Origin of the sequence: Streptomyces sp. NPDC058221 (assembly GCF_042882365.1) — a bacterium.
Lineage (GTDB): Bacteria > Actinomycetota > Actinomycetes > Streptomycetales > Streptomycetaceae > Streptomyces.
This window is the reverse complement of record NZ_JBHVWF010000076.1, coordinates 13,388-37,723: the sequence shown is the minus strand read 5'-3', so window position 1 is coordinate 37,723 and position 24,336 is coordinate 13,388. Positions and strand designations below refer to the sequence as shown.

Genomic DNA, 24,336 nt, shown 5'->3' with positions numbered 1-24,336 from the left:
GGACACCCCCCAAACATGCCACCCGACCCAACCCCCCCCCGCCCCCCCCCCCGGGGCCCGGCCCCCCGTGGGGGTGGCCCCCGCGGTGGCCGGGCCCCACCCCTTCCGGGCTGTCCGGACCTTGCTTTACGGGCCGTCCTTCGCCAACGGTGTGCGTAAGGTGCTGGCAGCCGGAAGGATGGGGAGTCGGGAGGGAGCCGGACATGGACGACAAGGAAACACTCCGAGTGGGCGCCGCGGTCCGCCGACAGCGCAGATCCCTGGGACTCACGCTGGCCGCGGTCGCGACGCGCAGCGGTCTCTCCGTTCCGTTCCTCAGCCAGATCGAGAACGAACGGGCCAGACCCAGCCCCCGGTCACTGGACCGGGTCGCCGACGCGCTGGAGACCACCACCGCCCGGCTGCGGGCCGCAGCCGACTCGGCACGCGCCGTCGACGTGGTGCGCGGCGGGCAGGACGACGGGGACGGGGTGCGCCGGGTGGTGCGCGGACGCCACCAGCTCAGCGCCCTGGAATTCACCGGCGAGCTCGATCTGGGCCGCGAGTTCCAGCACCGCAACGACGAGGTGATGTACGTCGCGGAGGGCGCCGCCGAGGTGGAGGCCGAGGGACAGGCGTACCGGCTGGAGCGCGGGGACACGCTGTTCCTCTCGGGCGGGGTGCGCCACCGCTGGCGGGCCACGGTCCCCGGGACCCGGCTGCTGTTCGTCGCGGTGGCCGAGCACGTCGACGCGACGTTCGACCCGCGCCGCTGAGGCGCAGGGCTCACGTCCTCAGGAGGTAACAGCCGTGCGGGTCGTCTCCCTCGTCCCCTCGCTCACCGAGGCCGTCGCCGAGAGCGGCCCCGGGCTGCTCGTCGGCGTCACCGACTGGTGCACCCACCCCGCCGGACTGGAAGCCGACCGGATCGGGGGTACGAAGAATCCCGATGTGCCGGCGATCCTCGCCCTGCGCCCCGACCTCGTCGTGGCCAACGAGGAGGAGAACCGGGAACCCGACCTCGCCGCACTCCGGGCCGCGGGGACCGAGGTACTGGTCACCACCGTCCGGACCCTCGATGAGGCGTTCGCCGAGCTGGACCGGGTCCTGGCCGCCGGCTGCGGGCTGCCCAGGCCCCGCTGGCTCGACGAGGCCGAGGCCGCCTGGGCGGCCCTCCCGCAGCCGGGCGCACCACGCCGCGCGGTCGTCCCGGTCTGGCGCAGGCCCTGGATGGTCCTGGGCCGCGACACCTTCGCCGGAGACCTGCTGGCCAGGCTCGGCGTGACCAACGTCTACGCGGACCACGCCGAGCGCTACCCGCGCATCCCGGCCGAGGAGCTCAACGCGGCCGGCGCCGATCTGGTGGTGCTGCCCGACGAGCCCTACCGGTTCACGGCGGCCGACGGGCCCGAGGCCTTTCCCGGGCTGGCCTCCGCACTCGTCGACGGGCGGTATCTCACGTGGTACGGGCCGTCGCTGGTGCGGGCCCCTGCGGCGCTGCGAGCAGCGCTCCGCTGAGCAGCCCACGCACCGTGCGGACACCGGCCACCGCCCAGGCCGCCACCAGCAGCACGTAGAGCGCGACGGCCAGCCATTCGAACGCGGTCAGACCGGTGTGCCGGGCCAGGCCCGCTGCGCCCGTGACACACGTACCGACGGGGAAGGTGAAGCCCCACCACGTCATGGAGAACGTCATCCCGCCCCGCAGTGCCCGCACCACCATGGCGCCGGACAGGGCCAGCCACATCAGCGCGAACCCCATCACCGGCACGCCGTACAGCACGGCGAAGGCGCCCAGCGCGGCGGCGTACGGGGCCCGGATCGCCCCCGGCGCCACGTCGGCGAGCGCGTTGACCGCGGTCGTCGACTGGCCCAGCGGGCCGAGCACCAGGAACAGCGTGGGAGTCAGTACGAGCGGCAGCGGTCCCTGGTGGACCAGCCGGGCGAAGACCAGCGGCAGCATCACCAGCGTCGCCAGCAGGCTCAGCCCGAACATCGCGTAGCAGGCCAGCAGCAGCGCCTCCCGCCACTGGCCCGCCGGCAGCTCCGGCACCAGCAGCGGACCGAGAGCCGCGGAGACCATGGGTGCCACCACGGGCAGCAGCCACAACGGGGACGCCGTCCCCGGCTCCGGACGGTGGCGCACCATCATCAGATACGGGATCGCGACCGCGGCGGCCAGCCCGGTCAGGGTGCCCGCGCCGTACAGCACCACATCCAGGACCAGGGCTGCCTGATGCCCGATCACGTCCTTGCCCACCACCATCCCGGAACCGCCGACGGCCAGCAGCGCCATCGAGAGACAGCCGTAGAACGGGGCGACAGCCGGGTCCAGGAGATGGGTCCGGGCCTGGTCGCGGTGCGAGGCCCAGTGCCCGGCGCGGGCCGAGAGAACGGCGGCGAGCATCAGCGCGGCCAGTACCCACACCAGTGCGCAGACCGTCCGCAGTCCGGGGACGTGCACCGGCAGGGCGGCGCCCGCACTCGCGACGATCGCGGTGCCCATGACACTCGCGTACCAGTTGGGGCCGAAGTACCGCAGTGCCGGGCGCCGGACGGTGCCGGAGTACGGGAAGGCGGGGCGGGTCTGCGGAAAGATGGCCATGCCACGATTCTCGGACCGGGGGCCGCACCCCACCAGGGAGTCCCTCCCTATGAGGTCATAAGGTGGACTTATGACCAGCGATGTGCCTGCACCTCTGTCCCACCGGGTGCCTGATCTGGGTGCGCTGGAGCTGCTGCTCGCCGTCGCCCGGCACGGCAGCCTCGGGCGGGCCGCACGTGACGTCGGCATCTCCCAGCCCGCCGCCAGCAGCCGCATCCGGTCGATGGAGCGCCTGCTCGGCCTCGCCCTGCTCGACCGCTCGCCCCGCGGCTCCCGGCTCACCGACTCCGGCGCACTCGTCACGGACTGGGCGCGCCGGGTCGTCGAGGCCGCCGAGGCGTTCGACGCGGGCGCCCAGGCACTGCGGGACCGGCGCGACTCCCGGCTACGGGTCGCCGCCTCCATGACCATCGCCGAGTACCTGCTCCCGGGCTGGCTGATCGCCCTGCGCGGGGAACGCCCCGACACCGCCGTCTCACTGCTCGCCGGCAACTCGGCAGCGGTCGCCCAACGGCTGCTGACCGGCGAGGCGGACCTGGGCTTCGTCGAGGGACTCTCGGTACCCGAAGGCCTCGACGGCACCGTCATCGCCCATGACCGGCTGGTCGTCGTGGTCGCCCCGTCCCACGCCTGGGCCCGCCGCCGCACCCCGCTCACCCCGCAGGAACTCGCCGCGACCCCGCTGATCCTGCGCGAGCACGGCTCCGGCACCCGCCAGGTGCTGGACGCCGCCCTCGCCGTCCACGGCGGACTGGCCCAGCCCCTCCTGGAACTCTCCTCGACCACCGCGGTGAAGGGGGCGGCCGAGAGCGGTGCGGGGCCGTGCGTGCTGAGCGAACTGGCCCTCGGCGAGGAACTGTCGTCCCGGCGCCTGGTCAAGGTCCCGATCGCCGGGGTCCGGCTGCGACGCCAGCTGCGCGCGGTCTGGCCGTCGGGACACCGCCCCACAGGACCGGCCCGCGACCTGCTCTCCCTGACCCGGTCGGGACCGTCCGACGGGTGACAGTGGATCGGGCCCGCACAAAACCGCTGGCCCGTACGCCGGCTGAGCGGAAGGATGCGTGGATGACCGCCACCGCACCGCCCGCCACAGGGCTCCGCCACCACTGGAGCGACCTGCCCGCCGGCGTACGCAGCGCCGTCGAGGACATCCTCGGCGCACCCGTCGTAGAGGCCCGTACCCAGAGCGGTGGGTTCTCGCCCGGGGTCGCTGCCCGTGTCCAGCTGGCAAACGGCTCCCGGGCCTTCGTCAAGGCCGTCAGCGCCGAGGTGAACCCCGACAGCCCCGGGCTGCACCGCGCCGAGATCCGGCACAGCGCTGCTCTGCCCGCGCACGCACCGGTACCCCGGCTGCTCGGCTCGTACGACGACGGCACATGCGTCGCCCTCGTCCTGGAGGACATCGAAGGCCGCCAGCCACGTGTCCCCTGGGACCCGGCCGAACTGGACCACGTCCTGGCGGCCGTAGGCGATCTCGCCCGGATCCTCACGCCGGCCCCGGTCGACGCACCCCCGGTCGCCGAGCGCAAGACCACGATGTTCACCGGCTGGCGGACCCTGCACACGGCGTCCGGCGACGACCGTCTCGACGCCTGGGCGGCACGCCGTCTCGGCGCACTCGCGGACCTGGAGTCCGGCTGGGCGGAACCCGCCACGGGCGACAGCCTCGCCCACGGCGATCTGCGTGCCGACAACATCCTGCTCACCGAGGACCGGGTCGTCTTCGTCGACTGGCCCCACGCGGTGCGCGCCGCGCCCTGGTTCGACCTGCTGGCCATGCTGCCGTGCGTCGCGGCCCAGGGCGGCCCCGACCCCGAGGCGCTCTTCACCGCCCACCCGCTCGGACGGGATGCCGACCCCGCCGGAGTCACCGCCGTGCTCGCCGCCCTGACCGGCTACTTCGTGGCGCACTCGCTGCATCCCGACCCGCCAGGACTGCCGACCCTGCGGCCGTTCCAGGCCGCCCAGGGTGCGGCCGCCCTGGACTGGCTGAGGCACCGGCTCGGGGAGTAGAGCGGCCGCCCGGACCGGCCGAGGCGCGGACTCGGCGAGTAGCGCGGCCGCCCTGGACCGGCCAGGTCAGCGGCTTCCCTGAGCGCCGTCCGCCGCGGCCGCCACCAGCGCCCGCATCACCCGTACGTCGTCACCCATCTCCGGATGCCACTGCACCCCGAGGACCCAGCCGGGGCCCGGCCGCTCGACCGCCTCCACCGTGCCGTCCGCCGCGTGCGCGGAGGCCACCAGGCCCGCGCCGAGCCGGTCCACGGACTGGTGGTGGTAGGTGGGCACGGCACAGTCACCGGGCACCACGGAGGCGTACCGGGTCCCCGGCACCGGCGTCACCGGATGGGAGCCGAACACGCCGGTCGCGCCGTCAGGGCCGGTGTGCCCGTCCAGATGCTGCGTCAGCGTGCCCCCGAGGGCCACGTTCAGCAGCTGCATCCCCCGGCAGATGCCGAGCAGCGGGGTGCCGGACTCCAGCGCCGCCCCGATCAGCGCCGCCTCCCAGCCGTCCCGCTCCGGCGCGGGCGGCCCGGTCCGCGGGTCACGTCCGGCCCCGTACCGCGCCGGATCCACATCGGGCCCGCCCGCGACCACCACCGCGTCCAGCCGCGCCACCACCGGCGCCGCCAGATCCGGGGAGTCGGGCGGCAGCAGCACGGCGAGACCGCCCGCCTCACGGACCAGCCGGCTGTAACCGGCGGGCAGCAGAGTGGCGGGCAGGTCCCAGACGCCCCAGGTCGCCGATTCCACCAGGTACGTACTGATCCCGATCAGCGGACGGTTCATCGGATCTCCCTCTCGGACGGCACGCGGAACGCATCGGCACCGTATCCAAATCCCTTGCCCTGCCCATAGGTTTGGATCATCTGTCGGCCCGCGAGGAGAGGATCCATCCGTGTCCGACCGAACAGCCCCGCTCGCCGTCGAGGAACTCCGCCTCCTCGTCGACAGCGGTGAGATCGACACCGTGGTCCTGGCCTTCCCCGACCTTCAGGGGCGGCTCCAGGGCAAACGCTTCGCCGCCGGCTTCTTCCTCGACGAGGTCGTGCCGCACGGCACCGAGGGCTGCAACTACCTGCTCGCCGTCGACACCGACATGAACACCGTCGACGGCTACGCCATGTCCTCCTGGGAACGCGGCTACGGCGACTTCGCCATGCACCCCGACCTCACCACCCTGCGCCGGGTGCCCTGGCACGACGGCACCGCGATGGTCACCGCCGACCTCGCCTGGAGCGACGGCTCACCCGTGGTCGCCGCGCCCCGCCAGATCCTGCGCCGCCAGCTGGACCGGCTCGCCGGGCACGGCTACACGGCCCACGCCGGCACCGAACTCGAATTCATCGTCTTCAAGGACACCTACGAACAGGCCTGGGACCGCGGCTACCGCGGCCTCACCCCGGCCAACCAGTACAACATTGACTACTCCGTCCTCGGCACCGGCCGCATCGAACCCCTGCTGCGCCGCATCCGCAACGAGATGGCGGGCGCGGGCCTGACCGTCGAGTCCGCCAAGGGCGAGTGCAACCCCGGCCAGCACGAGATCGTGTTCCGCTACGACGAGGCCCTGGTCACCTGCGACCAGCACGCCGTCTACAAGACGGGCGCCAAGGAGATCGCCGCGCAGGAAGGCGTCGCGCTCACCTTCATGGCCAAGTTCAACGAGCGCGAGGGCAACTCCTGCCACATCCACCTCTCCCTCCGCTCCACCGACGACCCCGGACGCAGCGTCATGGCGGACGGGGCCGGAGGCATGTCCCCGGTGATGCGGCACTTCCTCGCCGGACAGCTCGCGGCCCTGCGCGACTTCTCGCTCCTCTACGCGCCGAACATCAACTCCTACAAACGCTTCCAGCCCGGCTCCTTCGCCCCGACGGCCGTCGCCTGGGGCGACGACAACCGCACCTGTGCGCTCCGCGTCGTCGGCCACGGCCAGTCGCTGCGCTTCGAGAACCGTCTCCCGGGCGGTGACGTCAACCCGTATCTCGCCGTCGCCGGGCTTGTCGCCGCGGGTCTGTACGGCATCGAGCACGGTCTCGAACTCCCCGAGCCCTGCACGGGAAACGCCTACACCGCCGCGTACGACCAGGTCCCCACCACCCTGCGCGAGGCCGCCGGGCTCTGGGAGCACAGCGAGATCGCCGAAGCGGCCTTCGGCGCCGAGGTCGTCGCCCATTACGCCAACATGGCACGCGTCGAGCTCGAAGCCTTCGACGCGGCCGTGACCGACTGGGAAATCAAGCGCTCCTTCGAACGGCTGTGAGGAATTCCTTGACCCGTGAGCACCACGTACTGAACCCGGCGACCGAGGAGCTCGTCGCCACCGTCCCCGCCACCACCGCGGCCGAGGTGGACGCCGCCGTCACCCGCGCCGCAGCCGCCCAGCAGACCTGGGCGGCACTCGCGCCCGCCGACCGGGCCCGGCTGCTGCGCCGCTTCGCCGCGGCGGTCGACGGCCGGACCGAGGAGCTGGCCCGGCTGGAGGTTCGCGAGGCCGGCCACACCATCGGCAATGCCCGCTGGGAGGCGGGCAACGTCCGCGACCTGCTCGACTTCGCCGCCGGGGGAGTGGAGCGGCTGAGCGGCCGGCAGATCCCCGTGCCCGGCGGCATCGACATCACCCTGCTCGAACCCCTCGGCGTCATCGGGGTGATCGCACCCTGGAACTTCCCCATGCCGATCTCCGCCTGGGGACTCGCCCCCGCCCTCGCGGCAGGCAACGCCGTCATCCTCAAGCCCGCCGAGACCACTCCGCTGACCGCGCTCAGGCTCGCCGGCCTCGCCCTGGAGGCCGGCCTGCCCGAACACCTCTTCCAGGTGCTGCCCGGCGCCGGTGACGAAGCGGGCAACGCCCTGGTCGAGCATCCGGACATCGCCAAGATCGTCTTCACCGGATCCTCCCGGGTCGGCAGACAGATCATGGCCAAGTGCGCCCGCCACGTGAAGCGGATCACCCTCGAACTCGGCGGCAAGAGCCCCAACATCGTCTTCGACGACGCCGACATCGAAGCCGCCGCGGCAGCCGCCCCCATGTCCTTCCTCGACAACGCCGGCCAGGACTGCTGCGCCCGTACCCGGATCCTCGTCCAGCGCTCCGCGTACGACCGCTTCCTGGAACTGCTCGCCCCGGCCGTCGCCGCCGTCGTGGTGGGCGATCCGTCCGACGAGAAGACACAGATGGGCCCGCTCATCTCGCGCACCCAGCTGGACCGGGTGCGGGGCTACGTCCCCGAGGGAGCGACCGCGATCCGGGGCAGTGCCCCCGGGGGCGCCGGCTTCTGGTTCCCGCCGACCGTCCTCACCGGCGCGGCCGCGGACTCACCCGTCGCCACCGAGGAGGTGTTCGGGCCGGTCGCGGTCGTGCTGCCCTTCGAGGACGAGGCGGACGCCGTCCGGCTCGCCAACGCGACGCAGTACGGCCTCGCGGGCTCCCTCTGGACCCGGGACGTGGGGCGCGCGCTGCGCGTCTCGCAGGCGGTCCGGGCCGGGAACCTCTCGGTCAACTCCCACTCCGCGGTCCGCTACTGGACCCCGTTCGGCGGGTTCAAGCAGTCCGGCCTCGGCCGGGAGCTCGGCCCCGACGCCCTGGCAGCCTTCACCGAAACCAAGAACGTCTTCCTCAGTACGGAGGCCTGAACGGTATGACCACGGAGAACGGGAACATCTGCCGCCGCCTCGTCGGCCGCACCGCCGTCATCACCGGCGCCGGCAGCGGCATCGGCCTCGCCACCGCCCACCGGCTCGCCTCCGAGGGCGCGCACGTGGTCTGCGGCGACATCGACGAGACCGCGGGCAAAGCGGCCGCCGAAGCCGTCGGCGGCACCTTCGTACGGGTCGACGTCACCGACGCCGCACAGGTCGAGGCGCTGTTCGCGGCCGCGGACGACACCTACGGATCCGTCGACATCGCCTTCAACAACGCCGGTATCTCGCCGCCCGACGACGACTCGATCCTCACCACGGGTCTTGAGGCGTGGAAACGCGTCCAGGACGTCAACCTCACCTCCGTCTACCTGTGCTGCAAGGCGGCCCTGCCCTACATGCGGCGCCAGGGCCGCGGCTCCATCATCAACACCGCCTCGTTCGTCGCCAGGATGGGAGCGGCCACCTCCCAGATCTCCTACACCGCCTCCAAGGGCGGAGTGCTCGCGATGTCGCGCGAGCTGGGCGTCCAGTTCGCCCGCGAGGGGATCCGGGTCAACGCGCTGTGCCCGGGGCCTGTCAACACCCCGCTGCTCCAGGAGCTGTTCGCCAAGGACCCGGAGCGCGCGGCCCGCAGGCTGGTGCACATCCCGCTCGGCCGGTTCGCCGAGGCGACCGAGATCGCGGCAGCCGTCGCCTTCCTGGCGAGCGACGACTCCTCCTTCGTCAACGCCACCGACTTCCTGGTCGACGGCGGGATCTCCGGGGCCTATGTCACGCCCCTCTAGGGAGGTGGACCAGGGCCGGAACCTAGAGTGGGGCCATGAGCAACGCGACACCGCCCGGCTGGTATCCGGACACGGCCGCACCGGGCAACGAGCGGTGGTGGGACGGCACGGCCTGGACCGCCCACACCCGCCCGTATGCTCCCGCGACGCACCAGTTCGCTCCCGCGCAGCCCGGGCATCCCGCCGGGCCGGGCCGGGGGAGCGGCGGCGGACGCGGCAGGATCATCGCTCTCGTGGTGACCGGTGCGCTGGTCGTCGGCGCTGCCGTGACCGCGGCCGTACTGCTCGGCAGGGACGACGGGGGAACGCCACCGGCGGCCGGTCCCAGCAGTTCCGCACCGGCGCCCGCGAACACCGGCACCGACGGCGCCCCGGGCGACAGCCCCGCACCGGACGCCTCGGCGGACGAGGACGGCCCCTCGGTGCTGGTTGACCAGCTCAACGGCATCACCCTGCCGATCCCCGACGGCTGGGAGGAGCCCGACAGCACGGTGAACAAGATGCTCACGATGCGTACCACCGGCTCCTACAGCTGCCCCGGCAGCTCCTCCGACTTCTGCTACCACGGCACGGTGACCACCCGGACCCCGAACGGCGGCGAAGCAGGCTCCGCCGAGAAACTCGCCAAGGACGACATCGCCGCCGCCGCGGAGGCCGCGTACGAGAAGAACCCCGTCGGCACGCGCATCCACGGCGGCATCACGTCCCATCAGCAGATCGCCGCCGCCCCGGTGAGCGTGGCGGGACGCACCGGATACCAGGTGCGCTGGAAGGTCGTCACCGGCAAGGGCCCCGGCGGCTACGTGCAGTCGCTCGTCTTCCCCTCGACCGTCGGCAGCGAATCGCTCGTCGTCGTGCGCTACGCCTTCGACGCCGGCCGCGGCGGGCCCCCGCTCTCCCTCATGGACACCCTCACCAAGGGCATCCGGCCGATCGGCGACAGCGAGACGAGCGGCGGCGTCGGCAGCTCCGTCGCCCCCTGACCCGGCCCGCTCGGCCGCGCCTCGACGGTGGGGGAGCTCAGAGGAAGGTGCGGCCCTCGCCCCGGTACGTCGGCACGGTCGCCGTCACCCGGTCGCCCTCGATCAGCTGCAGCTCGTCGAACCTCTCGCACAGCTCACCGGCCTTCGCGTGCCGGAACCACACCTTGTCGCCGATCAGCAGATCGTCGGCCGGGGCGCCGAGCAGCGGAGTCTGCACCTCGCCGGGCCCCTCCTGCGGGTCGTAGCGCAGCCCCTCCGGCAGATACGGGACCGGCAGCCGGTCCGCACCGGCCGCACCGGACGCCGGGTAGCCGCCACCGAGGACCGTCACCACCCCCACCCCGGGCCGGCGCACCACGGGCTGTGCGAACAGGGCGGCCGGACGGGCGCTGAACGAGGTGTAGTTGTCGAACAGCCGCGGAACGTAGAGCCCCGAACCGGCCGCGATCTCCGTCACCGCGGGCTCCGCGGCGGTGTGCTGCACACTGCCGGTGCCGCCGCCGTTCACGAACTCCAGGTCCGGCGCCACGGCCCGGACGGCCCGCACCACCTCGGCCCGCCGGGCCGCCAGCTCCCTGCGGCCCGTGGCCTGCATCAGCCGGATCGCCCGGGAGCGCAGCGGTCGCCCCGCGACCGAGTCGCCGACCCCGGCGATATGGCCCTCGTACGCCATCAGTCCCACCAGCCGGAAGCCGGGACGGCGGGCCACGGACCGTGCCAGCTCGGCCAGTTGGGCGGCGGATCGCAGCGGCGAACGCAGCGCCCCGATCCTGACCCTGCCGCCGAGCAGCCGCAGCGAGGTGTCCAGCTCCAGACAGACCCGGATCTCCTCGGTGCCGCCGGCGCGCGCCGCGTCGATCAGCTCCAGTTGCGCGTGGTCGTCCACCATCACCGTCACGGCGGCGGCCAGCTTCGGGTCGGCGGCCAGCTCCGCGAACGCCGACCGGTCGGCCGAGGGGTAGGCCAGCAATACGTCCTCGAAGCCCGCCCGCGCCAGCCACAGCGACTCCGCCAGCGTGAACGACATGATCCCGGCGAACCCGGGCCTCGCGAGCACCCGCTCCAGCAGGGCGCGGCAGCGCACCGATTTGCTCGCCACCCGGATCGGCTTCCCGGCCGCGCGGCGGACCAGGTCGTCGGCATTGGCGTCGAAGGCCTCCAGATCGACTACGGCGATCGGTGCATCGAGGTGTGCGGTGGCCCGGTTGTAGCGGGTCCGGTCAGTGGCGCGGGCAGTCATGGCCGCAGCTTGCCAGACACCTGTACCGCTGGGTAGGGGGATGATCTGCGCAGATCGCCCGAGGCGCGCCGGCCTGCTCCCGCCAGGGGCGCCCCAGCCCGTAGAGTGACGCTCACACGGGGAGCAACCTGCCTGAACACGGCCGCGATCCGCGTGCGGTACGGAACGGACCAGGGGGGCGGATGAGTACCGAGGCGCAACGCGCTCCTGTCCCGCCACGCCCGACCACCCCGCCGGACAGCCGCGCGACCGCCCCTCCGCCGCCCGCCACGGCCCCCGTCGGCCCGCCCGGGCAGACCACCCCCGCCCCGCGCAGGCCCGCGTCCGATGGGCCGCCCACAGCGCCGCCGACCGCCGGGCCCCCCACCGCGAGACCCTCCCTGGCGGACATGTCCGCCGAGCAGCCGTCCCCGGCGGGGACAGCCCGGGCGGAGGCCGTTGGCGGAGAGACGGCCGACGGCGAGACCTCCCGCGGGGAGGCAGCCCGCCCGGAGGCGCGCCCCGCGGACATGCCCCCGGCGCAGACGCCGTCCGTCGAGGCGACCGCCGGTCTCCGCCCCGTGCCACCGGCCCCGCCGCGCCCGGCCGGGCCCCCTGCCGCCCCGGCGTACCCGCCGCGCCCCGCCACGCCGCCCGCGGCCACCCGGCGCCGCCCGGTCGGCGCCGTGGACCTCGGCACGCAGCCCCCGCGGCCCGGCGGCTCCGCCGCACCGCACGGCCCCCGGCCACCGCATCACCACGCTCCGGCCGAGACGCCGGCCGAGACCACCACCAGGCTCCGCCCCGTGCGCGCCCGGCACCCCTTCAGGGCCGCGGCCGCCGCCGTCTGCGTGGTGCTCGGGCTCGGGCTGATCGGCGGGGCGGCCACCGGCAGCTGGTTCATCAGCGACTCATCGGCCGACCCGGCGGCCCACAGCACCTACACCGAGGGCCGTGCCGCCTGGCACAGCGTGCCCGTCGACACCCTCTTCCCGCGCACCCTCAAAGGGGAGGGCGCGGGACCGGGCAGCGCCGACCGGACCTGGACCAGGCTCGCCGCCGCCCCGGACAGCGGCTGCGCGGCCGCCCTCGACCCGCTGCTGCTCAAGACGCTCCGCCCGGCCGGCTGCACCCGCCTGCTGCGCGCCACGTACCGGGACGCGACCTCCAGCAGCGTCACGACGGTCGGACTGCTCTTCACCGAGGGCGATACCGATGCCATGCGGGCACTGAGCACCCGGTTCACCGATCAGCACCTCGACGGGCGCGCCGACCTGATGCCCCGGGCGTACGCCGTCAAGGACACCGCCGCCGCCGGGTTCGGCGACAAGCAGCGCGCCAGCTGGACGGTGCACGTCCTGACCGAGGTGCCTGTCGTCGTGTTCGCGGTCTCCGGCTTCGCCGACGGGCGGACGGTCAGCACGCCGCAGCCGGCCGCCGAGGCGATGGCGGCGAACGCGACGACCGTCGCCGCCCAGGCCGGGCTGGGCCACGAGGCCAAGGGGCTGGCCGACCGGGTCGAGCGCGGTCTGCGCAGGACCGTCACCGACCTCACGGAGAAGCCGGAGTGACCGGATTGACCCGCCACGCCCGCCACCGCCGCATCATCGGCGCGGTCTGCGCCGCCACCGCGTTCGCGTTGCTGCCCGCCTCACCGGCCCACGCGGACACCATCCGGGCCCAGCAGTGGGGCCTGGACGCGCTCCACACCGACAAGGCCTGGAAAACCACCCGGGGCAAGGGGGTCACCGTCGCCGTGGTCGACACCGGCGTCGACGGCAGCCTGCCCGACCTGGCGGGCCAGGTGCTGCCCGGCAAGGACATGATCGGTTTCGGAGCCGGACGCGGCGACCGGTCGTGGGCCCGGCACGGCACCGCGATGGCGGGCATCATCGCCGGCCGGGGCCACGGCACGGGGAACGCCGACGGGGTGCTCGGCATCGCGCCGGAGGCGAAGATCCTCCCGGTCCGGGTCATCCTGGAGGCGAGCGACCCGTCCCGTGCCAAGGCCCGCAAGTCCCGGGGCACGGCGCTCGCCGACGGCATCCGCTGGGCGGCCGACCACGGCGCCGACGTCATCAACCTCTCCCTCGGCGACGACAGCGAGTCCGCTCATCCGGAGCCCGGCGAGGACGCGGCCGTCCAGTACGCGCTGAAGAAGGGCGCGGTCGTCGTCGCGTCGTCCGGCAACGGGGGCGAGAAGGGCGACCACATCTCGTACCCCGCCGCCTACCCCGGGGTCATCGCGGCCGCCGCCGTCGACCGGTACGGCACGCACGCGTCGTTCTCCACCCGCCGCTGGTACGCCGCGGTGAGCGCGCCCGGGGATGACATCGTCGTGCCCGCGCCGGACCGGCAGTACTACGTGGAGTGGGGCACATCGGCGGCTGCCGCCTTCGTCTCCGGGGCGGTCGCGCTGGTCCGTGCCGCCCACCCCGGTCTCCCGCCCGCGCAGATCAGGAAGCTCCTCACGGACACCGCGCGCAGCTCCCCTTCGGGCGGCCGTGACGACGCCCGGGGCTACGGCACCGTCGACCCGGCCGCGGCCATCAAGGCAGGGGGCAAGGTCCGCCCCGACGGCCTGCGCTCGGAGTCCACCGAGGCCGGCTACCGCAAGCAGTACTTCGGCCCCGGGCCCACCCAGCCCCGCAAGGACGACGACCCCGCGGGCTGGCTCGCCCCGGCGGCGGGCGGCCTCGGGGCGGTCCTGCTCGCGCTGGCCGTGGTCCTCTGGCGCGGCCGCAACGGCCGGACGGCCGGCCCCCGCCGCTGACCGGGCAGGCCCCTGCGGTCTGCGGACACGGGCGGACGCCCCGTCAGCCGGCGGCCTTCAGAACCCCGACCGCCGCCTTCGCGGCCGACTCGACGAGCGCGATCCCCGACTCCTTGGTCTGCTGGCCGCCCGAGAGCACCGCCACCAGATACGTGTGCCCGTCGAACTTCACCTGCCCGATGCTGTTGATGTTCCACAGGCCGGTGGCGGTACGCGGCATCCAGCCGTTCTTGAGCGCCCACCCACTGCCCGCGGCCGACACGCCCCACTGCTGGTCGGCCTCGACCCCGGCCATCAGCCCCCGCAGATACGTACGGGAGTCCGCGCTCAGCCCGGTATCCGTGTCCGTACCGAACACGGCCGCCAGCAGGGTCAGCTGATCGGCGGCGGTCGTCCGGGTCAGCCCCCATGCGTGTGCGGCGGTCGTCGCGGTGAGCCCGAACCGCTCGTTGGCCGCGTCGAGCCCCGCGGCTCCGCCGACCGCCGCCAGCAGCGCGGTGGCGGAGTCGTTGTCGCTCTTCTCGATCATCGCGACCGCGTGGCCGCGTTCACCGGCGGTCAGTTCACGCTTCTCGTCCTGGGCCCGGAGCAGCAGCGCCGCCAGTATGTCGACCTTGACGATGCTCGCGGTGTCGTACGTCGTATCCGCGCCGCCGTACACCGCCCGCGCCCCGCTCCCGCTGTCCAGCACCGCCACCGACAGGGTGGCCGCGTCGGCACCGGTCAGCAGCGGCTCGACGGCCCCGGCCAGTTCCGTATCGAGATCCACCACCGGCTCCTCGCTCGTCCGCGCCGCGGCCGGCGCCGTCGCGGCCGGTGACACGGACGATACGGAAGCCACGGCGGCGGGTGCGTGATCCGGCCACCGGCCGGTCAGATACGCGCCCCCGGCGGCCGAGACTGCCAGCAGGACCGTGGCCGTCACGGACACGGACAGGGCGGAGCGGCGGATTCTGTGACGGGGCATGGTCCGGACACTAGGAACCGCGACTGAGAACCGGCTGAGCCCGACCTGTCGGCCGGCTGAGAACGCCCAGGCACTACGCTCACCCTGTGGCGCAGAAGAACATTCCGGACTCCGGATACTCCGACGACGACGGCACTGCCGACCCCGCCCTCACCTCGGCCCTGGCCGCCTGGGCCGAGAACCGCAAGGCCGTCGGCCCGGTGCTCGAAGCGCTCCGGGGGGCCCGTCTGCTGGTGCCCGTGGTGGCCGTCCTGGGCGAGGTCGAGGAAGACACGGAGGGGCTGCGCCGGGAGAAGACGAGCGATATGGCAGTCCCCACCCTCCAGGCCGGTGACCGCCGCGCCCTGCCCGCCTTCACCTCCACCGCCTCGCTGGCCCGCTGGGACCCGCAGGCCCGCCCCGTCGCCGTACCCCTGCACCAGGCCCTGCAGGCCGCCGTGCACGAGAAGGCGGACACCCTGGTGCTCGACCTGGCCGGCCCTGTGGCCTTCGAGGTGACCGGCTCCGCACTGCTGGCCCTCGCCGAGGGCCGTACCAGCGCCGACCCGCTGGACGACCCGGCCGTCACCTCGGCGGTGCGGGACGCCGTCGCCGCCGAACCCGCGGTGCTCCGCGCCCACCTCGGTCCGGGCCGCGCGGACGGCACCCTCGCCCTGGTCCTGGCGGCGGACGCCGACCCTGCCGCGGCGGCCCGCAGGGTCGCGCAGTCGCTGGCGGCCGACGACGTCCTGCGGGCCCGGCTGGTCCGCGGCCTCGATCTGGCGCTGCTCCCCGCCGACGCGAACACACCAGGTGACGCCCTGTTCACTCGCTGATCACCCCACCGGCCCAACGCGCGCAAAGGCGCCCGGAGTCGGAGAATTGCGAAGAAAGCGGACGATCTTCGCGAGGTGGTTGTATGCAGACGCGTATGGCGGCATCGGAGTTCCTGGGCACACTCCTGCTGGTTTTCTTCGCCGTCGGATCAGCGGTGCTCGGTGTCCAGTACATCGGGACCGTCGGCATCGCGCTGGCCTTCGGGTTCGTGCTTCTCGCCCTCGCCTACGCACTCGGCCCGATCTCCGGCTGCCATCTCAACCCGGCGGTCACTCTGGGGATGCTGACGGCGCGGCGGATCGACGTACGCACCGCGGTGACGTACTGGATCGCGCAGCTCCTCGGCGGTATCGCCGGGGCCGCCCTGCTGTTCCTGCTGGCCAAGCAGGTGCCCGGACTGAAGACGAGCGGCAAGTTCGGCAGCAACGGCTACGGGGACCGCTCGGACGTGCACATCAACCTCGGCGGCGCCTTCCTCGCCGAGGTGGTGCTCACCTTCCTGCTGGTCTTCGTCGTGCTCGCGGTGACCCACAAGGTGGCCGTCATCGGATTCGACGGGCTGCCCATCGGTCTGTCGCTCGCGGTGATCCACCTGGTCGGCATCCCGCTGACCGGCACCTCGGTCAACCCGGCGCGGAGTCTGGGCCCGGCGATCTTCGCGGGCGGTGCGGCACTCTCCCAGCTCTGGCTGTTCCTGGTGGCGCCACTCGTCGGCGGAGTGATCGCTGCGCTCGCCCACCGGGTGACCCACCCCGTCTCCGGGCGGGACGAGGAGACCGCGCCTGCCTGATCCGTGCCCCGCGCGCGGTGAGCCCCCGCCGGAAGGGCGGGGGCTCACCGTTGCCGGACGGGGAAGCCGGTGCGGCTCAGCCGAAGACCGGGCCGGTGTACTTCTCGCCGGGGCCCTGGCCGGGCTCGTCCGGCACGAGGGAGGCCTCGCGGAACGCCAGCTGGAGCGACTTCAGGCCGTCCCGCAGCGGAGCCGCGTGGAACGAGCTGATCTCGGTGGTGCTCGCGTCCAGCAGGCCCGCGAGCGCGTGGACCAGCTTGCGGGCCTCGTCGAGGTCCTTGTGTGCGTCGCCGTCCTCGGTCAGTCCGAGTTTCACGGCGGCGGCGCTCATCAGGTTCACCGCGACCGTCACGATCACCTCGACCGCCGGCACCTCCGCGATGTCGCGGGCCATTGCGTCGAAGCCGGGGGATTCACTGGTGGGGGTCGCGTCACTCATGCCCCATACGATAGGCCCACGGCCCGGTGCCGCCTTCCCCGGGAGCCGTACCTCGGGCCTCGGCAGTCACCGCCCCGTGCGCGAGGTTCGCACCACCCCGGTGGAACTGCTAACCTTGTGTAACGACCGGCTGGGCATCTATGTGCCCGGCCCACAAGTGGAGGCTCCGATTCTCCCACCTGACCGTCCCCAGGGCGGCGGGTCACCGGTCAGGTGGCGCCCATCGTTCCGTACGGACGATGGAGCCGCCCGATGCGCCCCGCGGTTGACCGCGACGGTGCTCCGGTTTTTCAGGAGCCCCGCCTGTGTCCCGTCCGGGGCATTTTTCTTGCCTCCGCAACGGTTGGTCTGTCGAAACAGACGTTACGTGGCTGTCCGCCAGGCGGCCGCGTGGTGCTACCGAGGAGGATCCATCAGCGCCGAGCCCCGCATCAACGACCGGATTCGCGTACCCGAGGTGCGACTTGTCGGTCCCAGCGGCGAGCAGGTCGGGATTGTCCCGCTTGCCAAGGCCCTGGAACTTGCACAGGAGTACGACCTCGACCTGGTCGAGGTGGCGGCTACCGCCCGTCCGCCCGTGTGCAAGCTCATGGACTACGGGAAGTTCAAGTACGAGTCGGCCATGAAGGCCCGTGAGGCGCGCAAGAACCAGGCGCACACGGTCATCAAGGAGATGAAGCTCCGGCCGAAGATCGACCCGCACGACTATGACACCAAGAAGGGTCACGTCGTCCGGTTCCTCAAGCAGGGCGACAAGGTCAAGATCACGATCATGTTCCGTGGTCGTGAGCAGTCCCGCCCCGAGCTGGGCTTCCGACTGCTCCAGCGTCTCGCTTCGGACGTGGAGGAACTCGGCTTCATCGAGTCCAACCCGAAGCAGGACGGCCGGAACATGATCATGGTTCTTGGCCCGCACAAGAAGAAGACCGAAGCCATGGCCGAGGCCCGCGAGGCCCAGGCCGCCCGCAAGGCGGAGCGTCAGGGGTACACCCCGGACGCCGAGGCTGCGGACGAGGCTGCCGAGGCTCCCGCCGAGGCGTCCTCCGAGGCTCCGGCCGAGACACCTTCCGAGGCGTGACCTCCGGGGGCCGCCATCCAGGCGCCCCCGGGTCCCCCCGGAATCCCACCAAGATCTGACGCCCCTGCAGTCCGGTGCCCAGCACCGAGAGGGGCGCCACTGACGAGGAGAGAACGGCGCGATGCCGAAGAACAAGACGCACAGCGGTGCCAGCAAGCGCTTCAAGATCACCGGCTCCGGCAAGGTGCTCCGCGAGAGGGCCGGCAAGCGCCACCTTCTCGAGCACAAGTCGTCCAAGAAGACCCGCTCGCTGACCGGCACGGTCGTCGTGGCTCCGGCCGACGCCAAGAAGATCAAGAAGCTTCTCGGCAAGTGAGGCCGCCGCTCCCGGTGAACCCGGGGGCGCGCCCTCGATCCGACCGGGACCAATTCGTTTCCGGGCCGTGTGAGTACGACCACGGCCCCGCTACAAGGAGTTAACAAGTGGCACGCGTCAAGCGGGCAGTCAACGCCCACAAGAAGCGCCGGGCAATTCTCGAGGCCGCCAGCGGTTACCGCGGCCAGCGCTCGCGCCTGTACCGCAAGGCCAAGGAGCAGGTCACCCACTCCCTGGTCTACAACTACAACGACCGCAAGAAGCGCAAGGGCGACTTCCGTCAGCTGTGGATCCAGCGCATCAACGCCGCTGCCCGCCAGAACGGCATGACGTACAACCGCCTCATCCAGGGTCTGAAGGCCGCCAACATCGAGGTGGACCGCAAGATCCTGGCCGAGCTCGCGGTCAACGACGCCAACGCGTTCGCCGCCCTCGTCGAGGTTGCCCAGAAGGCCCTCCCGAGCGACGTCAACGCCCCGAAGGCCGCCTGATTCAGGGCCGCACTTCCTGGTTTTGAACCGGACCCGCAGGCGCTCGCCGTCTGCGGGTCCGGTGCGTTGCACCCCATCACGACCTGCACCTTCGTACGCAGAGAGGCTCGCCGCCGACCATGGGCACCCCCGAACTGATCTCCCCGCGATCACCACGGGTCGCCGCCGCCCGGCGGCTGGCCAGGCGCAACTTCCGCGGCAAGGAGCGCCGGTTCATCGCCGAGGGGCCGCAGGCCGTGCGCGAGGCCGCCGGCCACTGCGGAAGTGACGGCGAGACCACCCTCACCGAGCTGTTCGCCACCCCCGAGGCCGCCGAGCGGTACGAGTCGATCATCGACGCAGCCCTCGATGCGGGCGCCCGGGTGCACCTCGCCGACAGCGAGGTGCTCGCCGATGTGTCGCAGACCGTCACCCCGCAGGGGCTGATCGGCGTCTGCCGGTTCCTCGACTCACCGTTCGAGTCGATCCTCGCCGGGCGGCCGAAGCTCGTCGCCGTCCTGGCCAACGTCCGTGACCCGGGGAACGCCGGTACGGTGCTGCGCTGCGCCGACGCGGCGGGCGCCGACGCCGTCGTCCTCACCGATGCCTCCGTGGACCTCTACAACCCCAAGTCCGTGCGCGCGTCCGTCGGTTCGCTCTTCCATCTGCCGGTCGCCGTCGGCGTACCCGTCGAGCAGGCCGTGCAGGGGCTGCGGGACGCGGGCGTACGGATCCTCGCGGCCGACGGTGCGGGCGAGGACGACCTGGACGACGAGCTCGACGCCGGCACCATGGGCGGCCCCACCGCCTGGGTCTTCGGCAACGAGGCCTGGGGCCTGCCGGAGGAGACCCGGGCCCTGGCCGACGCCGTCGTACGGGTGCCGATCCACGGCAGGGCGGAGAGCCTCAACCTCGCCACCGCCGCCGCCGTCTGCCTGTACGCCTCCGCGCGGGCCCAGCGTCCGCGCCGCAGCGCCGGCTGACCCGCCACGGCCTGCCGCTCCCCGGACGGAGGGCCACGCAGGGTGTCGCTCCGTCACCGACGACTAGTAGGGTGACGAACTCGGGGGCCCACTGCACCGGTTCGAGAGGTGGGGTACGGGAAGATGGCTGTCGGCATGAGCGGACCGCAGGCGACACATGCGGCCGTCGTGCGCGCCGCCACGGACCCGGACGGTGTGCCCGTCCCGGACGACGGCCCCACCGGCCAGGGACTGGACCCCGACGACCTGCCCGACGGACTCGTCATCGCGGACGGGACCGGCCGCGTGACCTGCTTCAACGCCGCCGCCGCACGGATCACCGCCGTGCCTGTGGCCACCGCCATCGGCCGCCCGCTGGAGCAGGTGCTGCCGCTGGAGGACCTCAAGGGCCGCCGCTGGTGGGAGTTGACCGATCCCTACGGCGGCCTCGCCACCCGGGTCGGCCAGCCCGAACGCAATCTGCTGCTGCCCGGCGGCCGTGAGGTGCTCGTCTCCGCACGCTACGTACGCGAGAGCCCGACCGGGCCCCTTCGCCGGCTGGTGATCAGCCTGCGCGGCACCGAGGCCCGGCGGCGCAGCGAGCGCAGCGACGCCGAGCTGATCGCCACCGTCGCCCACGAGCTGCGCTCGCCGCTGACGTCCGTCAAGGGCTTCACGGCCACGCTGCTGGCCAAGTGGGAGCGGTTCACGGACGACCAGAAACGGCTGATGCTGGAGACCGTCTACGCCGACGCCAACCGCGTCACCCGGCTGATCACGGAGCTCCTGGACATCTCCCGGATCGACTCCGGACGGCTGGAGCTGCGCCGCCAGCCCGTCGACCTCTCGGCCGCGGTGGAGCGCCACATCCAGGCGCTCACCGCGAACGGCCAGGCGCCGGACCGTTTCCTCGTGCGCACCTGCCAGCCGCTGCCCGCCGTCTGGGCCGACCCGGACAAGGTCGACCAGGTCCTGGGCAACCTGCTGGAAAACGCGGTGCGCCACGGCGAGGGAACCGTCACCATCGAGGTGGCACCCGCACCGGCGAAGAGCGACGAGAAGGGAACGGCGGTCACCGTGAGCGACGAAGGCCCCGGCATCCCCGAGGAGTCGATGGGCCGTGTCTTCACCCGTTTCTGGCGGGGGAGCAAACGCGGTGGCACCGGACTGGGCCTCTACATCGTCAAGGGCATCGTCGAGGCGCACGGCGGCACGATCAAGGTCGGCCGCGGCCCCGGAGGCGGTGCCGAGTTCCGATTTATTCTGCCCGTGAGCACGCCGGCCTACCTGAAGTAGCGCGGCCTGAGCGGACCACGGGCGCCCCACACATCCTGTGACCCTTAGACTCGACCATTGGCACCTTTGTGTCCTCCAGGCGTCGAGCGGGGCCACGGAGGTCCGGGGGTATCCCCCGGTAAGCGCAGTACCAGCCAATCGGAAGTACGGGAAGAGATGTCGGCACCGAACAAGTCGTACGACCCAGTCGAGGTCGAGGCACTGAAACCGGAAGAGATCGAGCGCATCCGGGACGAGGCGTTCGCCGCCTTCGCCGCCGCGGGCGACCTCGACGCGCTCGCCCAGGCGAAGACCGCGCACACCGGTGGTACCTCGCCCCTGTCACTCGCCAACCGCGAGATCGGCGCGCTGCCGCCCCAGGCGAAGGCCGAGGCCGGCAAGCGCGTGGGCCAGGCCCGCGCCGCCGTGGGCAGGGCCCTCGCGGCCCGCCAGACGGAGCTGGAGGCCGAGCGCGACGCGCGGGTCCTGGTCGAGGAGGCGGTGGACGTCACACTGCCGTACGACCGCACCCCGGCCGGCGCCCGCCACCCGCTGACGACGATCATGGAGCGCGTCGCCGACGTCTTCGTGGCCATGGGCTACGAGGTGGCCGAGGGCCCCGAGGCCGAGGCCGAGTGGTTCAACTTCGATGCCCTGAACTTCGTGCCCGACCACCCGGCCCGGCAGATGCAGGACACCTTCTTCGTCGAGGGCGCCGACGGCGCGAAGAACGACGAGTCCGGTGTCGTCCTGCGCACCCACACCTCGCCGGTCCAGGCCCGCACGCTGCTCGACCGTGAGCCGCCCGTCTACGTGGTCTGCCCGGGCCGCGTCTACCGGACCGACGAGCTGGACGCCACGCACACCCCGGTCTTCCACCAGATCGAGCTGCTCGCCGTGGACGAGGGCCTCACCATGGCCGATCTGAAGGGCACCCTCGACCACATGGTCCAGGCGCTCTTCGGACCGGACATGAAGACCCGGCTGCGGCCGAACTTCTTCCCGTTCACCGAGCCGTCCGCCGAGATGGACATGGTCTGCTACGTCTGCCGCGGCGAGTCCGTCGGCAACCCCGACCGCCCCTGCCGCACCTGCGGAAGCGAGGGCTGGATCGAGCTCGGCGGCTGCGGCATGGTCAACCCCAAGGTGCTCATCGCCTGCGGCGTCGACCCCCGGAAGTACAGCGGATTCGCCTTCGGGTTCGGCATCGAGCGGATGCTGATGTTCCGCCACAACGTAGAAGACATGCGAGACATGGTCGAAGGCGACGTCCGGTTCACCCGGCCCTTCGGGATGGAGATCTGATGCGCGTCCCGCTTTCCTGGCTGCGGGAGTACGTCGACCTGCCTGCCACCGAGACCGGCCGTGACGTACAGGCCAAGCTCGTCGCCGTCGGCCTGGAGGTCGAGACGGTCGAGCAGATCGGCGCCGGCCTCAAGGGCCCGCTGGTCGTCGGCAAGGTACTCACCATCGAGGAGCTGGAGGGCTTCAAGAAGCCCATCCGCTTCTGCACGGTGGACGTCGGCACCGCCAACGGCACCGGTGAGCCGCAGGAGATCGTCTGCGGAGCCCGTAACTTCGCCGTCGGCGACAAGGTCGTCGTGGTCCTCCCCGGCGCCGTGCTGCCCGGCGACTTCGCGATCGCCGCGCGCAAGACGTACGGCAAGACCTCGCACGGCATGATCTGCTCCACCGACGAGCTCGGCATGGGCGATGACGGCACCCACGGCATCATCGTGCTGCCGCCGGAGCACGAGTCCGGCACCGACGCGATCGAGCTGCTCGAACTCGTCGACGAGGTCCTCGACATCGCCGTCACACCCGACCGCGGCTACTGCCTGTCGATGCGCGGCGTCGCCCGTGAGACCGCCATCGCCTACGGCCTGCCGCTGCGCGATCCGGCTCTCCTGGACGTGCCCGCACCGAACGCCTACGGCTACCCGGTCGAGGTCGCCGACCCGATCGGCTGCTCCCGCTTCACCGCGCGCACCGTGGTCGGCCTGCAGCCCGAGACCCGCTCCCCGATCTGGATGCAGCGCCGGCTCCAGAAGGCCGGGATGCGGCCGATCTCGCTCGCGGTCGACGTCAGCAACTACGTGATGCTCGAACTGGGCCAGCCGCTGCACGCCTACGACCGGAGCCGTGTCGACGGCCCGATCGGGGTGCGCCGCGCCGAGCAGGGCGAGAAGCTCACCACCCTCGACGGCGCCGTCCGCGTCCTGGACGCGGCCGACCTCGTCATCACCGACAACCGAGGACCGATCGGTCTGGCGGGCGTCATGGGCGGGGCCAACACGGAGATCGCGGACGCCGACGAAGGCGCCCGCACCACCGAGGTCGTCATCGAGGCCGCGCACTTCGACGCGATCTCGATCGCCCGCACCGCGCGCCGCCACAAGCTGTCCTCCGAGGCGTCCAAGCGCTTCGAGCGGGGTGTCGACCCGGAGGCCGCCGCCGCAGCCGCGCAGCGCACCGTCGACCTGCTGGTGCTGCTCGCAGGCGGCACGGCCGAGGCGGGCGTCACCGAGGTGACCGCCCCGTCCGGTCCGCGCACCATCGCGATGCCGGCCGACCACCCGGACAGGGTGGCCGGCGTCGGTTACGGCCGCGAGACCGTCGTACGCCGCCTCCAGGAGGTCGGCTGCGACGTCTACGGACAGGACGAGCTGCTCGTCACGGCGCCGTCCTGGCGGCCCGACCTGAACGAGCCGAACGACCTGGCCGAAGAGGTCATCCGGCTGGAGGGCTACGAGAACCTCCCGTCCACCCTCCCGACGCCGCCCTCCGGCCGCGGGCTCACCGACCGCCAGCGGCTGCACCGCCGCGTCGGCCGGGCACTCGCGGGCGCGGGCTACGTCGAGGCGCTGAACTACCCGTTCACCGGCGAGGCCGTCCTCGACCAGCTCGGCCTGGACGCGGACGACGACCGCCGCCGCACCGTCCGCCTCGTCAACCCGCTCTCCGACGAGGAGCCGTCGCTGCGCACCACGCTGCTGCCGGGCCTGCTCGGCGCACTGCGGCGCAACGACGGCCGGGGCAGCCACGACCTGGCCCTCTTCGAGACCGGTCTCGTCTTCAGGCCGACCGGCCAGGAGACGAAGCCCGTCCGGCTGCCCGTCGACCGGCGTCCGTCCGACGAAGAGATCGCGTCGCTCGACGCCGCGCTCCCGCGTCAGCCGCGCCATGCCGCGGTCGTCCTCGCGGCCGCCCGCGAGCAGGCCGGCTGGTGG

General features: G+C 72.7%; 24 protein-coding genes. 19 read left to right on the top strand and 5 right to left on the bottom strand.

Features of this window, described 5'->3' with window-relative positions:
* Positions 1 to 203: 203 nt before the first annotated feature.
* Positions 204 to 755, top strand: coding sequence for a helix-turn-helix domain-containing protein (locus ACFVW8_RS23270; protein ID WP_389692955.1), 552 nt, complete (start codon positions 204 to 206; stop codon positions 753 to 755).
* Between the two features lie 34 nt (positions 756 to 789).
* Positions 790 to 1,497: a helical backbone metal receptor gene (locus ACFVW8_RS23265; RefSeq protein WP_389692953.1), complete on the top strand. Its 708-nt coding sequence runs from the start codon at positions 790 to 792 to the stop codon at positions 1,495 to 1,497.
* On the opposite strand, the gene ACFVW8_RS23260 is transcribed toward ACFVW8_RS23265, so the two are convergent.
* Positions 1,436 to 2,584, bottom strand: coding sequence for a TDT family transporter (locus ACFVW8_RS23260; protein WP_389692951.1), 1,149 nt, complete (start codon positions 2,582 to 2,584; stop codon positions 1,436 to 1,438). The two genes, ACFVW8_RS23265 and ACFVW8_RS23260, sit on opposite strands and share 62 nt — an antisense overlap.
* A gap of 70 nt (positions 2,585 to 2,654) precedes the next feature.
* Here ACFVW8_RS23260 and ACFVW8_RS23255 point away from each other — a divergent pair, with 70 nt between their 5' ends.
* Both ACFVW8_RS23255 and ACFVW8_RS23250 read left to right on the top strand, forming a co-directional pair.
* Positions 2,655 to 3,587, top strand: coding sequence for a LysR family transcriptional regulator (locus tag ACFVW8_RS23255; RefSeq protein WP_389692949.1), 933 nt, complete (start codon positions 2,655 to 2,657; stop codon positions 3,585 to 3,587).
* Between the two features lie 62 nt (positions 3,588 to 3,649).
* Positions 3,650 to 4,597 carry an aminoglycoside phosphotransferase family protein gene (locus ACFVW8_RS23250; RefSeq protein WP_389692947.1) on the top strand — a complete coding sequence of 316 codons (948 nt, stop codon included), beginning with the start codon at positions 3,650 to 3,652 and terminating at the stop codon, positions 4,595 to 4,597.
* Between the two features lie 66 nt (positions 4,598 to 4,663).
* On the opposite strand, the gene ACFVW8_RS23245 is transcribed toward ACFVW8_RS23250, so the two are convergent.
* On the bottom strand, positions 4,664 to 5,374 hold the full coding sequence (locus tag ACFVW8_RS23245; protein WP_389692945.1) for a gamma-glutamyl-gamma-aminobutyrate hydrolase family protein: 711 nt from the start codon (positions 5,372 to 5,374) through the stop codon (positions 4,664 to 4,666).
* Positions 5,375 to 5,483: 109 nt separating this feature from the next.
* On the opposite strand from ACFVW8_RS23245, the gene ACFVW8_RS23240 reads away from it, so the two are divergent.
* From ACFVW8_RS23240 to ACFVW8_RS23225, 4 genes are read left to right on the top strand one after another with little or no spacing between them, the layout of a single operon-like run.
* On the top strand, positions 5,484 to 6,851 hold the full coding sequence (locus ACFVW8_RS23240) for a glutamine synthetase family protein (protein WP_389692943.1): 1,368 nt from the start codon (positions 5,484 to 5,486) through the stop codon (positions 6,849 to 6,851).
* A gap of 8 nt (positions 6,852 to 6,859) precedes the next feature.
* Positions 6,860 to 8,224 (top strand): aldehyde dehydrogenase family protein, encoded by a 1,365-nt coding sequence (locus tag ACFVW8_RS23235; RefSeq protein ID WP_389692941.1) that lies wholly within the window; start codon positions 6,860 to 6,862, stop codon positions 8,222 to 8,224.
* 5 nt (positions 8,225 to 8,229) lie between these two features.
* Positions 8,230 to 9,018, top strand: coding sequence for a 3-oxoacyl-ACP reductase (locus tag ACFVW8_RS23230; RefSeq protein ID WP_389692939.1), 789 nt, complete (start codon positions 8,230 to 8,232; stop codon positions 9,016 to 9,018).
* A gap of 35 nt (positions 9,019 to 9,053) precedes the next feature.
* The gene (locus tag ACFVW8_RS23225; RefSeq protein ID WP_389692937.1) at positions 9,054 to 10,001 is read left to right on the top strand and encodes a DUF2510 domain-containing protein; all 948 of its coding nucleotides are present in this window, start codon (positions 9,054 to 9,056) and stop codon (positions 9,999 to 10,001) included.
* Between the two features lie 37 nt (positions 10,002 to 10,038).
* Here the strand turns inward: ACFVW8_RS23225 and ACFVW8_RS23220 are convergent, their stop codons facing one another.
* The gene (locus tag ACFVW8_RS23220) at positions 10,039 to 11,241 is read right to left on the bottom strand and encodes an amino acid deaminase/aldolase (protein ID WP_389692935.1); all 1,203 of its coding nucleotides are present in this window, start codon (positions 11,239 to 11,241) and stop codon (positions 10,039 to 10,041) included.
* A gap of 665 nt (positions 11,242 to 11,906) precedes the next feature.
* Here ACFVW8_RS23220 and ACFVW8_RS23215 point away from each other — a divergent pair.
* Together ACFVW8_RS23215 and mycP are read left to right on the top strand one after the other, a co-directional pair.
* On the top strand, positions 11,907 to 12,791 hold the full coding sequence (locus ACFVW8_RS23215; RefSeq protein ID WP_389692960.1) for a hypothetical protein: 885 nt from the start codon (positions 11,907 to 11,909) through the stop codon (positions 12,789 to 12,791).
* A gap of 5 nt (positions 12,792 to 12,796) precedes the next feature.
* Positions 12,797 to 13,993, top strand: a complete 1,197-nt coding sequence (gene mycP, locus ACFVW8_RS23210) for a type VII secretion-associated serine protease mycosin (protein ID WP_389692958.1) — start codon at positions 12,797 to 12,799, stop codon at positions 13,991 to 13,993.
* A gap of 43 nt (positions 13,994 to 14,036) precedes the next feature.
* Here mycP and ACFVW8_RS23205 read toward each other — a convergent pair whose 3' ends face one another.
* Positions 14,037 to 14,960, bottom strand: coding sequence for a serine hydrolase (locus ACFVW8_RS23205; RefSeq protein ID WP_389692933.1), 924 nt, complete (start codon positions 14,958 to 14,960; stop codon positions 14,037 to 14,039).
* 86 nt (positions 14,961 to 15,046) lie between these two features.
* Here ACFVW8_RS23205 and ACFVW8_RS23200 point away from each other — a divergent pair, with 86 nt between their 5' ends.
* Both ACFVW8_RS23200 and ACFVW8_RS23195 read left to right on the top strand, forming a co-directional pair.
* On the top strand, positions 15,047 to 15,775 hold the full coding sequence (locus ACFVW8_RS23200) for an SseB family protein (protein ID WP_389692931.1): 729 nt from the start codon (positions 15,047 to 15,049) through the stop codon (positions 15,773 to 15,775).
* A gap of 83 nt (positions 15,776 to 15,858) precedes the next feature.
* Complete coding sequence (locus ACFVW8_RS23195; RefSeq protein WP_389692929.1) at positions 15,859 to 16,566, top strand: MIP family channel protein; 708 nt, start codon at positions 15,859 to 15,861, stop codon at positions 16,564 to 16,566.
* 76 nt (positions 16,567 to 16,642) lie between these two features.
* On the opposite strand, the gene ACFVW8_RS23190 is transcribed toward ACFVW8_RS23195, so the two are convergent.
* A complete protein-coding gene (locus ACFVW8_RS23190) occupies positions 16,643 to 17,005 on the bottom strand; it encodes a DUF1844 domain-containing protein (protein ID WP_389692927.1) in 363 nt (120 codons plus the stop codon).
* A gap of 367 nt (positions 17,006 to 17,372) precedes the next feature.
* Here ACFVW8_RS23190 and infC point away from each other — a divergent pair, with 367 nt between their 5' ends.
* From infC to pheT, 7 genes are all read left to right on the top strand, one after another.
* Complete coding sequence (infC, locus tag ACFVW8_RS23185) at positions 17,373 to 18,083, top strand: translation initiation factor IF-3 (protein WP_221198178.1); 711 nt, start codon at positions 17,373 to 17,375, stop codon at positions 18,081 to 18,083.
* Positions 18,084 to 18,204: 121 nt separating this feature from the next.
* Positions 18,205 to 18,399, top strand: a complete 195-nt coding sequence (gene rpmI / locus ACFVW8_RS23180) for a 50S ribosomal protein L35 (RefSeq protein ID WP_003970213.1) — start codon at positions 18,205 to 18,207, stop codon at positions 18,397 to 18,399.
* Positions 18,400 to 18,506: 107 nt separating this feature from the next.
* The gene (gene rplT, locus ACFVW8_RS23175) at positions 18,507 to 18,890 is read left to right on the top strand and encodes a 50S ribosomal protein L20 (protein WP_003970214.1); all 384 of its coding nucleotides are present in this window, start codon (positions 18,507 to 18,509) and stop codon (positions 18,888 to 18,890) included.
* 119 nt (positions 18,891 to 19,009) lie between these two features.
* Positions 19,010 to 19,852 (top strand): TrmH family RNA methyltransferase, encoded by an 843-nt coding sequence (locus ACFVW8_RS23170; protein ID WP_389692924.1) that lies wholly within the window; start codon positions 19,010 to 19,012, stop codon positions 19,850 to 19,852.
* Between the two features lie 123 nt (positions 19,853 to 19,975).
* Complete coding sequence (locus ACFVW8_RS23165; RefSeq protein WP_389692922.1) at positions 19,976 to 21,127, top strand: ATP-binding protein; 1,152 nt, start codon at positions 19,976 to 19,978, stop codon at positions 21,125 to 21,127.
* A 156-nt stretch (positions 21,128 to 21,283) separates the two neighbouring features.
* Positions 21,284 to 22,411: a phenylalanine--tRNA ligase subunit alpha gene (pheS, locus tag ACFVW8_RS23160; protein ID WP_352123817.1), complete on the top strand. Its 1,128-nt coding sequence runs from the start codon at positions 21,284 to 21,286 to the stop codon at positions 22,409 to 22,411.
* Positions 22,411 to 24,336 (top strand): phenylalanine--tRNA ligase subunit beta (gene pheT, locus ACFVW8_RS23155; protein WP_389692920.1); only part of this gene is annotated, 1,926 nt, incomplete at its 3' end. The genes pheS and pheT, both read left to right, overlap by 1 nt.